6 protein-coding genes are annotated in these 12,946 nt (G+C 63.3%); 4 read left to right on the top strand and 2 right to left on the bottom strand.

Annotation, left to right across the window (positions count from 1 at the left end):
• Positions 1-95: 95 nt before the first annotated feature.
• Positions 96-989 (bottom strand): LysR family transcriptional regulator, encoded by an 894-nt coding sequence (locus RRH01S_RS19565; protein WP_007693958.1) that lies wholly within the window; start codon positions 987-989, stop codon positions 96-98.
• A 137-nt stretch (positions 990-1,126) separates the two neighbouring features.
• Here RRH01S_RS19565 and RRH01S_RS19560 point away from each other — a divergent pair, with 137 nt between their 5' ends.
• The 4 genes from RRH01S_RS19560 (at position 1,127) to RRH01S_RS19545 (ending at position 10,474) form a co-directional block, all read left to right on the top strand.
• The gene (locus RRH01S_RS19560) at positions 1,127-2,122 is read left to right on the top strand and encodes an aldo/keto reductase (RefSeq protein WP_007693956.1); all 996 of its coding nucleotides are present in this window, start codon (positions 1,127-1,129) and stop codon (positions 2,120-2,122) included.
• A gap of 284 nt (positions 2,123-2,406) precedes the next feature.
• Positions 2,407-7,923 carry an alpha-2-macroglobulin family protein gene (locus tag RRH01S_RS19555; RefSeq protein ID WP_012650822.1) on the top strand — a complete coding sequence of 1,839 codons (5,517 nt, stop codon included), beginning with the start codon at positions 2,407-2,409 and terminating at the stop codon, positions 7,921-7,923.
• Positions 7,924-7,932: 9 nt separating this feature from the next.
• The gene (pbpC, locus tag RRH01S_RS19550) at positions 7,933-10,020 is read left to right on the top strand and encodes a penicillin-binding protein 1C (protein WP_012650821.1); all 2,088 of its coding nucleotides are present in this window, start codon (positions 7,933-7,935) and stop codon (positions 10,018-10,020) included.
• Positions 10,021-10,114: 94 nt separating this feature from the next.
• Positions 10,115-10,474 (top strand): nuclear transport factor 2 family protein, encoded by a 360-nt coding sequence (locus RRH01S_RS19545; protein WP_007692596.1) that lies wholly within the window; start codon positions 10,115-10,117, stop codon positions 10,472-10,474.
• A gap of 38 nt (positions 10,475-10,512) precedes the next feature.
• Here the strand turns inward: RRH01S_RS19545 and pheT are convergent, their stop codons facing one another.
• Positions 10,513-12,936: a phenylalanine--tRNA ligase subunit beta gene (gene pheT, locus RRH01S_RS19540; protein WP_012650820.1), complete on the bottom strand. Its 2,424-nt coding sequence runs from the start codon at positions 12,934-12,936 to the stop codon at positions 10,513-10,515.
• Positions 12,937-12,946: the final 10 nt, after the last annotated feature.

Raw genomic sequence — 12,946 nt, 5'->3', positions numbered from 1 at the left:
TGCAATCCTTGTCTCGGTTCGTACGGCGAGTTCAGACATTTTTACTGCGAACCACCACCCGATTCCGTCAGCAGCGGATTTTCCCGCTGCTCACCTCACGGCCCGGTGTATTTGAAGAAATCGATGAAGGCTCTCAGCGCCGGGCGCATCTGGCGGCGGCTGGGATAATAGATGCAGAAGCCGGGATAAGGCGGGCACCAGTCCTCCAGCACGCGGATCAGGCTGCCGTCCGCCAGTTCCTGCTTTACGCGTATGTCGAACAGATAGGAGAGGCCGGCGCCGTTGACTGCCGCCAGAACCGCGAGCCGGTCCTCGATGACGATCAAGGGGCCGTCGACGGCGACGATCAGCTCGCGGCCATCCTTCTCGAACTCCCAGCGATAGATCGACCCATCGGTAAAACGCCGCTTGATGCAGCGGTGATGGACGAGATCACGCGGGTGCAACGGCCTAGGATTGTTCTCGAAATAGGCCGGAGATCCGGCGATGACCGTGCGGATGTCGGGTGATACCTTCACCGCGATCATGTCCCCCTCGACGCTCTCCTCCAGCCGGATGCCGGCATCGAAGCCTTCCTTGACGATATCGCTGAAACCATCCTCATTGGCGATCTCCAGCGTGATGTCGGGATAGGTATTGAGGAAATCGCCGAGCCGTGGCGCCATCAGCAGATCGGAGGCGAAGCGCGGCGCGGTGATGCGCAAATTGCCCGCCGGGCGGCCGCGCATGGCCAGCGTATCCTCCAGCGCGATATCGATTTGCTCCAGAGCCGGCGCCAGTCGGTCCAGCAGCGTCTGGCCCTCCTCCGTCGGCAAGACGCTGCGGGTGGTGCGAGCAAGCAGCCGCACGCCAAGGCTCTCTTCCAGGCTGGAGATGGCATGGCTGACGGCAGAGGGCGCAATCGACAATTCCTTGCCGGCGGCACGGAAGCTGCGATGGGCGGCGACGGCAGCAAGAACCGCCAATTGAGAGAGCTGGGTTCTGTTCATTGATCTAAATGATAGAACAGCCTGTTAGAGTTTGCACGGATTTTCATTCATTATCGAGGAGCCTACGTTCCTCTCGTCAACACGAACGGCCAGCCTGGTCGGCGCCGAACGCAACAAAGTTCAAGAGGAATACGACAATGAAAACCCGCAAACTCGGACAGGATCTCACCGTTTCCGCCGTCGGCCTCGGCTGCATGGGCATGAGCTTCGGCTATGGTGCTTCCGACGAGAATGAATCGGTGAAGACGCTGCATCGCGCCGTCGATCTTGGCGTCACCTTTTTCGATACCGCCGAGACCTACGGCCCCTTTACCAATGAAGTGTTGCTCGGCCGGGCGCTGAAGCCGGTCCGCGACCGCGTCGTCATCGCCACCAAGTTCGGCTTCAAGCTCGATCTGACAAAGTCGGGCCTGGCATCGATGGTCGGTGTCGACAGCCGGCCGGAACATGTGAAGGAGGTGGCCGAAGCATCGCTGAAGCGGCTCGGCACCGATGTCATCGACCTGTTCTACCAGCACCGCGTCGATCCGAATGTACCGATCGAGGATACGGTCGGCGCCATGGCGGATCTGGTGAAGGAAGGCAAGGTGCGCGCGCTCGGCCTTTCGGAAGCGGGAGCCGCCACCATCCGCCGCGCCCATGCGGTGCACCCGATCGCCGCGCTGCAGAGCGAATATTCGCTCTGGACCCGCGACCCGGAAGAAGATGTGCTTGCCGTCTGCCGCGAACTCGGCATCGGCTTCGTGCCCTACAGCCCGCTTGGCCGTGGCTTCCTGACCGGCGCGATCAGCAAGGTGGACGATCTTGCCACGGACGATTTCCGCCGCAGCCTGCCGCGCTTCCAGGATGAGAACTTCGACGCCAACGCCGCCCTCGTCGCCAAGCTCGAATCCCTCGCCAAGGACAAGGGCGTCACGGCCGCGCAGCTGGCGCTCGCCTGGGTCCTGCATCAGGGCGACGATATCGTGCCGATCCCCGGTGCCCGCAAACTGCACCATCTCGAACAAAACGCGGCAGCCGCCGACATCAGGCTTTCGGCTGCCGAAGTGCAGGCGCTGAGCGATATCATGCCGCTCGAAAAGGTAGCCGGAAAACGATATACCGAGGCTTCGCTGGCGATGACGAATATCTGACAACGTCGTCAAGCATCCGACATGCAACCATGTAATAAGGACATCGGTTTCCGGGCCGATGTCTTTTCTTTTATGCGGCAGCACCGATGCGGCGGAGCGTGGGATAGAATTCGTATCCGTGAAAGCATATCCTACGAGCGCCACACCTTGTCCGTGTCATTTCGTGCACCAGATAGATCGTCATAGTCGTAAACCGCACATTCACTTCTCCACGCTTGGTTGACAAACCAACCTGAAGTTTGAAGAGTGCGGCCAATCAAAAACGGCAGCGTTGGGGAGGACTTATGTCTATGCGCGCGTTTATCGGGCTTTCCGCTTTTCTTCTCGCTACTTTCACCACATTGATGCCGGCAGGGGCTGCCGACACCAAGCGACAAGTGGTCACCACGCAGGACGGCGACTACTACGGTTTCGACCTGCGCACCGAGCAGAACGTGACGCTCGACCAATGCTCGACGTCCTGCATCGGCGACAAATCGTGCAAGGCCTTCACCTATAATCCCAAGGTGAAATGGTGCTTCCTGAAGTCCGATTTTAACCAGCTCAACACTGTGGCAGGCGCCATCGCCGGCAAGATCGTCGAGACGGCCGCCGCCAGTGAGCCGGATATCGGCGCGGCACCCGCGCTTTCCTTCCTCTCCGACAATTTCATCCAGAGCGCACGCGATGCGAAAAGCCGGCTGACGCTCGGCGCCGAGCTGAAGGGGCAAGGCGTTGAAAGCCTGATCGCGCTTGGCCGCATCGAGATTACCTCCGGCAATGTCAACAACGCGCTGAACGCTTTCCAGGGTGCCTTGTCGCTCACGCCGGACAATGGCGATCTCTGGATCGAGATGGCGCGCGCCGCCAATACGACGACCAACGACACATCACTTGCAACCCAGGCAGCCTATGCCGCGCTCAACGGCTATCAGCTCTCCCGCACGACCTCGAGCCGCGCCGATGCACTCGCCGTGCTCGCAACCTCGCTGCAAAATGCGCAGAACTACCGCCAGGCATTGAGCGCCTATAAGGCGAGCCTCGCGCTCACGAGTTCCGCCGCGGTCCAGGCCGCCTATGACGACCTGAAGGCCCGCCAGGGTTTCCGCGTTTCCGGCAACACGCTGGATAACGACAACGCCTCGCCGCGCGCCTGCGTGCAGTTCTCCGAAAAACTGGTGAAGAGCGGCGTCGATTACACCCCGTTCGTCACCGTCAATGGCGCCGCCCCCAAGGGCGTCGATGCCAAGGACAACCAGATTTGCGTCGAAGGCCTCGACTTCGGCCAGCGCTACAGGATTTCGCTGCGCCCCGGCCTGCCCTCCTCCGTCGATGAGGATCTCGCCACGCAGGTCAATGTCGACATCTACGTCAAGGACCGCTCGGCTTCGATCCGCTTCACCGGCGACAATTTCGTGCTGCCGTCGACCGCGCGCCGCGGCATCCCGATCGTCTCGGTCAACACCGCCACGGCCAATCTGAAACTCTACCGCATCGGCGACCGCAACATTGCCCAACTGCTGAATAATTCGCAATTCCTGACGCAGATGAGCGGCTATGGCGCCCAGACCATTCAGGACACCAGCGGCGAACTGGTCTGGCAGGGTTCGATCGAGATCCAGCAGAACCTGAACAAGGATGTCGTCACCAGCTTCCCGGTCGACGAAGCCCTGCCGAAGCGCAAGCCCGGTGTCTATGTGCTGACCGCCGTCGCGCCGAATAGCAGCGTCCAGGAGTGGGATTCGCAGGCGACGCAATGGTTCGTGGTTTCCGATATCGGCATCACCACCTATGCCGGCACGGATGGGCTGAACGTGTTCACCCGCTCGCTCGGCAGCGCCAAGCCGACCGCCGGCGTCGAGCTGCAACTGCTCGCCAAAAACAACGAAATCCTCGGCACCGCCAAGACCGATGCCAATGGCCGCGCCACCTTCAGCGCCGGCCTGATGCGCGGCACCGCCGGCATGACGCCGGCCGTCATCACCGCTCAGAACGGCGATCAGGACTATGTCTTCCTCGACATGACCCGCGCCGGCTTCGATCTTTCCGACCGTGGCGTCGCTGGCCGCACCGCGCCGGGCGCGATCGACCTTACCGCCTGGACCGAACGCGGCATCTACCGTGTCGGCGAGACGGTGCATGCCTCGGCGCTCGCGCGTGACATCAGCTCCGTGGCGGTCGAGAACCTGCCGCTCACCTTCGTCTTCCTGCGCCCCGACGGCGTCGAGGATCGCCGCATCGTTACCGACGGCGGCAAGCTCGGCGGCTATAATGTTGACCTGCCGCTGCAGCAGACGGCGATGCGCGGCAGCTGGACGATGAACATCTATACCGATCCGAAGGGTTCCTCGATCGGCTCGCAAACCTTCCTCGTCGACGACTTCGTGCCGGATCGCACCGAATTCGACATGAAGAGCGACGCCAAGGCGATCGAAGTCGGCAAGCCGACGCCGGTCAACATCGAAGGGCGCTATCTCTATGGTGCGCCAGCCGCCGGTCTCAGCCTGGAAGGCGAAGTGACGCTGAAGCCGACGCGCCAGAGCGACGATTACAAGGGCTATCAGTTCGGCCTCGCCGACGAGGGCGCCGGGCAAAATGCCAGCGACGACAGCGATAGCAGCAGCAGCGACAACAAGGCCGAGAGCTCGCAGGTGCCGCTCGAGGACCTGCAAGCGCTGGACGAAGATGGCAAGACGACCTTCGACGTCACCATCAACGACACCCCCTCGACCACGCAATTGCTCAACGCCGACATCACCGTACGGATGCAGGAAGCCGGCGGCCGCGCCGTCGAGCGCTCGCTGACGCTGCCGGTCAGGGCAGATGGGCCGCGCATCGGCATCAAGCCGGAATTCGACGGCGATCTCGGTGAGAATTCCCTCGGCGCCTTCCATGTCATCGCAATCGACCAGAACGGCCAGAAGCAGGCCATGCAGGGCCTGACCTGGAAGCTGCTCAGCGTCGAGCGCGACTATCAATGGTATCGCGACGGCAATAGCTGGAAATACGAACCCATCACCTCGACCAAGCAGGTCGCAACCGGCACGATCAACGCCACCACTGACGGCGCGGAAATCTCCGTGCCCGTCACCTGGGGCCGCTACCGGCTGGAAGTGGACACAGCAGATACGAACGGCCCGGAATCCAGCGTCGAGTTCAATGCCGGCTGGTATGTCGCCTCGACCTCGACCGAAACTCCGGACGCGCTGGAAGTGGCGCTCGACAAGAGCAGCTATCATGTCGGCGATACGGCAAAGCTCAAGGTGACCTCGCGCTATGCCGGCCAGTTGATGGTGACGGCCGGCTCCGAAACGCTGATTTCGGTTGCCAATGCCGATATCGGCGCCACCGGCGGCGAAGTCGATATTCCCGTCACCGCCGATTGGGGTGCTGGCACCTATCTGACCGCCACCCTCTTCCGACCCGGCGAAGCGCAGGAAAGCCGCATGCCGATGCGCGCCATCGGCATCAAATGGGCGGCAGTCGATCCCGGCGAACGCAAGCTGCAGGTCAAGCTCGATGCGCCGCCAAAGACGCTGCCGCGCCAACCGCTGAACATTGCCGTGCAGGTGACCGGAGCAGGTGCGAACGAGGATGCCTATGTGACGCTTGCCGCTGTCGACGTCGGCATTCTCAACCTCACGCGTTACGAGCCGCCGGCACCGGACGACTGGTATTATGGCCAGCGCCAGCTCGGACTTGAAATCCGCGACATCTACGGCCGCCTGATCGATGGCTCGCTCGGCGCGACCGGCAAGCTGCGCACCGGCGGCGACGGTGGACAGGCGGGTCTGGCGGCGAGCCCGCCGACACAAAAGCTGGTCGCCTTCTTCTCCGGCCCGGTCAAGCTCGATGCCGACGGCAAGGCCAATATCAGCTTCGACATTCCGCAGTTTAACGGCACGGCGCGCCTGATGGCGGTTGCCTGGTCGAAGGCCGGTGTCGGGCATGCGACGCAGGATGTCATCATCCGCGATCCGGTCGTCGTCACCGCCAGCCTGCCGAGGTTCCTCGCGCCGGGGGACAAGGCCAATCTGCGGCTGGATATCGCCAATACCGATGCCCCCGCCGGCGACTACAAACTGGCGGTTACCGGCAATGCGGCGGTCACCGTCGATGCCAGCGCCACCCAGCAGACGATCAATCTGCAGCCGGGCGGCAAATACGACATCACCCTGCCCTTGACCGGAGGACAGCCGGGGGCCGGCACGGTTTCGATCAACCTGTCCGGCGCTTCCGGACTGTCGCTCGATCAATCTCTTGACCTCCCCGTCCGCCCGGCACAATTGCCGGTGACCGAACGGCGGCTCGTCTCGCTGGCGCCTGGAAAGAGCCTGACCATCAATGCCGACCTGCTCGCCGACAGCGTGCTGCCCGGCGCTTCGGTCAGCGTCAATGTCAGCCGCTCCGGCGCCTTTGACGTGCCGGCCTTGTTGATGAGCCTCAGCCACTATCCCTATGGCTGCGCCGAGCAGACGGCCAGCAGCGCGATGCCGCTGCTCTATTTCAGTGATCTGGCCATCAAGAACGGCCTGGCAGACGACACGGAAATCCGCCAACGCGTTCAGGACTCGATCTATCGCGAAATGTCCTACCAGTCCTCCACCGGCAGCTTCGGCCTTTGGGGTCCGGGCTCCGGCGATCTCTGGCTCGACGCCTATGTCACTGATTTCCTGACCCGCGCCCGCGAGCAGAAATACACGGTGCCGGATCAGGCCATGGCGCAGGCATTGGAAAACCTGCAGAACGCGCTCAGCGCCAACACCAACGTCAAGGATAACGGCAACGAGATCGCCTATGCGCTCTATGTGCTTGCCCGCAACAAGAAGGCTTCGATCAGCGATCTTCGCTACTACGCCGATACGATGCTGAATGACTTCCCGACGCCGCTCTCCAAGGCACATCTGGCGGCCGCCCTTGCGCTCTATGGCGATGCCCAGCGTTCGCGCAACATCTTCGTCGACTCGCTGCAGATGTCGCAGCAGGCGACGGTGACGAAGGTCAGCTTCGCCCGCTCGGACTACGGCTCGTCGCTGCGTGACGGTGCGGCCGTGTTGGCGCTGGCGGCCGAAAGCCGCCCCGTGCCTCCAATCGTTCCGGAGCTGTCGACCGTCGTCGCCAACGAGTGGAAGAACAAGACCTATACCAGCACCCAGGAACAGACCTGGATGCTGCTTGCCGCCCGCGCGCTGCAGAACGGCGATGACGGCCTGACGCTCGATGTCAACGGCGCGGCCCATACCGGCACCTATATGGCGCAGATGAGCGGCGACGCCCTGATCGGTCATCCGCTGACCGTTACCAACACCACCCGCCAGCCATTGGCGGCCGCCGTGACCACGGTCGCGGCCCCGGTATCGCCGCTACCGGCCGGCGGCAACGGCTTCACCATTGAGCGCAAATATTACACGCTCGACGGCGAGGAGGCGAATGTCACCCAGGCGCAGCAGAACGAGCGCTACGTCGTGGTGCTGCATATTACGGGAGCCAACAGCTGGACCTCGCGCATTCTCGTGACCGACCTCCTGCCCGCCGGCTTCGAGATCGACAATCCGAGCATCGTCAACAGCGCGCAGCTATCGAACTTCGATTGGCTGAGCGAGGTGCAGCCGGCCCATGTCGAATTCCGCAACGACCGTTTCGTCGCTGCCTTCGACGAGTCGTGGGGCAGCCGCGATCTGAGCCTTGCCTATGTCGTGCGCGCCGTTACCCCCGGCACCTACGACCATCCGGCCGCAAGCGTCGAGGACATGTATCGTCCGCAGTTCTCGGCCCGCACGGCGATGGGCCGCATGGAGGTTCAGGCGGCGCAGCAGCAGTAAGAAGAGGTCATGAAGGCGCGGTGGAAAATTGCGATCGGTCTTGGTGCGGCGACCCTCTCGGTGGCGGTGCTGGCTTTTGGCCTTGTCGCCTCAGACCGCGCCTTTCCGCCGCCGCTGGACAGAGCCGGCGTCGTCTCGTCCGAGGTGCTCGACGCCAATGGCAACCTGCTGCGCGCCTTTGCTACACCTGAGGGGCGCTGGCGGCTGAAGACCGATGTCGGCGATGTCGATCCGCAATTCCTGCGCATGCTGGTCGCCTATGAAGACCGGCGTTTCTACGACCATCACGGCGTCGATCCGATGGCGTTCGGCCGCGCCTTCCTCCAGCTCGTCACCCATGGTCGCATCGTTTCCGGCGGATCAACATTATCGATGCAGGTGGCGCGTCTGATCGAGCCGCGCAGCGAGCGATCGGTGACGGCCAAGCTGCTGCAGATCGCCCGCGCCATCCAGATCGAGCGACGGCTCAGCAAGGAACAGATCCTCGACCTCTACCTGACGCATGCGCCCTATGGCGGCAATCTGGAGGGCGTGCGTGCCGCAAGCCTCGCCTATTTTGGCAAGGAGCCCCGGCAGTTGAGCATCGCCCAGGCGGCCCTGCTGGTTGCCCTGCCGCAATTGCCGGAAAGGCGCCGCCCCGACCGCAATCTCGCCAGTGCCGAAACTGCCCGCAAGCGCGTGCTCGCCCGCGCGGCGGTTGTCGATGTCGTCGGTGATGGCGAGGCGGAGCGGGCAGCCCTCGTTCCGGTGCCGGCCAAGCGTCGGCAATTGCCCGCCTATGCGGCGCATCTGGCCGAGATGGCGCTGCGCAAGCAGCCGGGCGTTATCCAGCATCACACGACACTGCGCCGGGATATCCAGCAGGGCCTGGAAGCCGTCGCCGATGAGGCCGCGAGACGGCTTGGGCCGAAGGTCTCGGTTGCGATGGTGATGGCCGACGTCCAGACCGGCGAAATCGTCGGCGAGGTCGGCTCGGCCAATTATTTCGATTCCAGCCGCTCCGGCTGGATCGACATGACCCGCGTGCTGCGCTCCCCCGGCTCGACGCTAAAACCCTTCATCTATGGCCTTGCCTTCGAAGAGGGATATGTCGCCCAGGAAACCATCATCGAGGACCGTCCCGCCGATTTCTACGGCTACCGTCCGCGCAATTTCGACATGACCTACCAGGGCGACGTCAGCGTGCGCGAGGCGCTGCAACTATCGCTGAACGTGCCGGCCGTGCGCCTGCTTGACGCCGTCGGGCCGACGCGGCTGCTGGTGCGCTTCCGCCGCGCCGAGGTGAAGCCGGTACTGCCGCCGAATGAGGCACCGGGCCTTGCCATCGGCCTTGGCGGCGCCGGTATCACGCTCAAGGATCTGGTACAGCTCTATGCGGGGCTCGCCAATCGCGGCAAGCCGATGCGGATCGGCGACGGCATTCAGGACCAGCCCGGACCGATCGAGGGCCAGCCGCTTATGGAGCCGGTGGCGGCCTGGAACATTACCGACATTCTGTCCGATATCATTGCACCGCGCGGCAGCAAGCAGCTCGGCATCGCCTACAAGACCGGCACCAGCTACGGCAATCGCGACGCATGGTCGATCGGTTATGACGGGGCGCATGTGCTCGGCGTCTGGGTCGGTCGACCGGATAATGGCGCGGTACCCGGATTGGCGGGTTACGTTTCGGCGGCCCCCATCCTGTTCGAGGCCTTCGCCAAATCGGGTGTGGCCATCACACCCTTCCCCTCACCCCCCATGGGCGCCGTTCGTATTTCCGCTACCCAACTGCCGATCAGCCAGCGGCGCTTTTCCGTCACCGCGGCCGGCCTGCTATCGGCATCGAGCCGCGAGCCGGCACCGCAGATCGTCTATCCGCCGGAGGGCGCGCGCGTCGATCTCGGCGCCAATGGCGGCGCCAGTTCGATCATGCCGCTGGCGCTGAAGCTGCAGGGCGGACGTGCGCCGTTCCGCTGGCTCGCCAACGGCAAGCCGCTGCCCGATCTTTCCCGCCGCCGCACCAACCAATGGGTGCCCGACGGCGCCGGCTATTCAACGCTGACCGTCATCGACGCCGCCGGCCGCGCCGCCAGCGTGCGGGTCTTCGTGGAATAGCACTCGTCACATCCTCGCGATCATGCCGCCCTTCTTTTTGCCAGTCGGGGACGTCTGTGCTAATTTACCGGATACTCAAGCGAGGAATGACGAGATGTCGGAAGAGCAGGCAATCCGCGCGGTTGTTCATCTCTATGTCGATGGCATGGCATTCGCGAATGAGCCAGCGCTGCGCAAAGCGCTGCATCCACGCGCGGCGATCATCGGCAATTATCAAGGTGCTGTGGAGTGGATGACCCGCGACGAATTCATCGCGGCCATCGTGGAAGAAGGCAGTGCCCCGCCCGGCACAATACCGCTGATGGAGATCGAACTGATCGACATCGAAGGCGATGCGGCCAGCGTCAAGGTCGTCGACGAATTCGCCGGGATGAGGTTTTCGGATTATCTGTCGCTGGTGAAGATCGATGGCCGGTGGAGTGTGGTGAACAAGGTCTATCATCTGCATCGGTAGCGTTTCACCTTCTCCCCGAGGGGAGAAGGTGAGGTTCGTTACCCCCGCAGCACCCCACCCGTCGTCTTCGTCACATTGGCGACGATCTTCTGCGTCAGTGCCTCGAAATCCTCGTCGGTGAGCGTGCGCTCGGCCGGCTGGATCTGGACTTCGATGGCGATCGACTTTTTGTCCTCGCCGAGCGAGGCGCCCTCGAAAATATCGAAGACATTGACGCCGGTGATCAGCTTGCGGTCGGCGCCGGTGGCGGCGCGGATGATGGTGCCGGCTTCCACCGACTTGTCGACCACGAAGGCGAAGTCGCGCTTGACGGCCTGGAAGGGCGAGAGCTCCAGCGCAGGCTTGGTGCGTGTCGCCTTCTTCTTCGGTTCCGGCATGGCGTCGATATAGACTTCGAAGCCGGCCAGAGCACCGGCAACGTCGAGCGCTTCCAGCGTCTTCGGATGGAATTCGCCGAAATAGCCGAGCACGACCTTCGGACCCATCTTGATCGTGCCGGAGCGGCCCGGATGATACCAGGCGGGACCGCCCTGCTCGATCTGGATATTGCCCATCGGCAGGCCGCAGGCTTCGAGCACCGCCAGCGCATCGGCCTTGGCGTCGAAGACATCGACCGGCTTGCCGCCGCCCTTGGCGGCGTTCGACCACATACGGCCGGCGCCGGCGAGCGTCGCCGTGCCGCGACGGATACCGCCGGCAACGCGGCGCTGGCCTTCCGGCCGGTCGTTTTCATAAGTGCCGGAGACTTCGAAGATCGCGACGTCGCCATAGCCCTTGTCGGCATTGCGCTGCGCGGCCGAGAGCAGGCCCGGCAGCAGCGACGGGCGCATGTCGGACATGTCGGCGGCAATCGGGTTGGCAAGCTTCAGCGCGTTCGACCCGCCGCCGAAGAGCTTGGCCTGATCTTCCGAGATGAACGACCAGGTGACGGCTTCCAGCATGCCGCGCGAGGCGAGCGCACGCTTGGCCGTGCGGGTGCGGATCTGCAACACCGTCAGGATCTTGCCGTTGACGACATTGTGGCTGGCGAGCGGCTGCGGCTTGATGTTGTCGACGCCGTGGATACGCATGATCTCTTCGACCAGATCGGCCTTGCCGTCGACGTCGGAGCGCCATGGCGGAACGGCGACGGAGACGCGCTCGCCGGAGCCCGAAACCAAGAAGCCGAGTTTCGTCAGGATCGACTTGCCCTCTTCCGTCGAGACGTCGAGCCCGGTCAGGCGCTTGACTTCGGAGAAGGGGAAATCGACGATCTTGGCGTCATAACCCTTATAGCCCTCAACCTTGGCCTTGGCGGCCGTGCCGCCGCAGCAGGCGAGCACCAGTTCGGTGGTGCGTTCGAGGCCGGGGACCATATATTCCGGATCGACGCCGCGTTCGAAACGGTAGCGAGCGTCGGTGATGATGCCGAGGCCACGGCCGCTCTTGGCGATGTTCATCGGATCCCAGAGGGCGGATTCGATCAGTACGTCGACGGTGTTTTCATCACAGCCGGAATGCTCGCCACCCATGATGCCGCCGATCGACTCGATGCCGTTGTCATCGGCGATGACGACATTGTTCGGGCCAAGCTTGTATTCACGCTGATCGAGCGCCAGCACGGTCTCGCCGTCCTTGGCCCGGCGAACGACAAGGTTGCCCTTGACCTTGGCCGCGTCGAAGACGTGCATCGGCCGGCCCTGATCGAAGGTCATGTAATTGGTAATGTCGACCAGCGCGCTGATCGGGCGAAGGCCGATCGCCTGCAGACGCTGCTGCATCCATTTCGGGCTCGGGCCGTTCTTGACGCCGCGCACGAGGCGGAGCGCAAAGCCTGGGCAAAGACGCGCGTCGTCAAGCTCGATCTTCACGTCCGTCGGCGTCTCGCCCTCGATAGCGAAGGACGGAACGGCGCGCGGCTTCAAGGTGCCGAGACCGGAGGCGGCGAGATCGCGAGCGATGCCGTAGACGCCGGTGCAATCCGGGCGGTTCGGCGTCAGGTTGATCTCGATCATCGGGTCATCAATGCCGGTATAGGCGGCAAAGCTGGTGCCGACGGGCGCATCTTCCGGAAGGTCGATGATGCCGTCATGGCTGTCGGAGATTTCCAGCTCCTTCTCGGAGCACATCATGCCATGGCTTTCGACGCCGCGGATGTTGCCGACCGCCAGCGTCACGTCGATGCCGGGAACATAGGTGCCGGGCGCGGCAAATGCACCGACAAGGCCGGCACGCGCATTCGGCGCGCCGCAGACAACCTGGATCGGCTTGCCGGCGCCGGTATCGACCATCAGCACCTTCAAGCGATCGGCCTGCGGATGCTTTTCGGCGGACAGAACCTTGGCAATGACGAAGGGCTTGAACGCCGCCTTGTCGTCGACATCTTCGACCTCCAGCCCGATCATCGTCAGGCGGGCGCAGATCTCATCGAGCGTGGCGTCTGTTTCCAGGTGCTCTTTCAGCCAGGAGAGTGTGAATTTCATGTCATCGATC

Origin of the sequence: Rhizobium rhizogenes NBRC 13257, from assembly GCF_000696095.1 — a bacterium.
GTDB lineage: Bacteria > Pseudomonadota > Alphaproteobacteria > Rhizobiales > Rhizobiaceae > Rhizobium > Rhizobium rhizogenes.
The sequence above is the reverse complement of the archived record's forward strand: the minus strand, read 5'-3'. Positions and strand labels throughout refer to the sequence as shown.

Coding starts and splice junctions, on each gene's coding strand:
- RRH01S_RS19565 (WP_007693958.1), bottom strand. CDS start 989: ATGAACAGAACCCAGCTCTCTCAATTGGCGGTTCTTGCTGCCGTCGCC.
- RRH01S_RS19555 (WP_012650822.1), top strand. CDS start 2,407: ATGTCTATGCGCGCGTTTATCGGGCTTTCCGCTTTTCTTCTCGCTACT.
- pbpC (WP_012650821.1), top strand. CDS start 7,933: ATGAAGGCGCGGTGGAAAATTGCGATCGGTCTTGGTGCGGCGACCCTC.
- RRH01S_RS19560 (WP_007693956.1), top strand. CDS start 1,127: ATGAAAACCCGCAAACTCGGACAGGATCTCACCGTTTCCGCCGTCGGC.
- pheT (WP_012650820.1), bottom strand. CDS start 12,936: ATGAAATTCACACTCTCCTGGCTGAAAGAGCACCTGGAAACAGACGCC.
- RRH01S_RS19545 (WP_007692596.1), top strand. CDS start 10,115: ATGTCGGAAGAGCAGGCAATCCGCGCGGTTGTTCATCTCTATGTCGAT.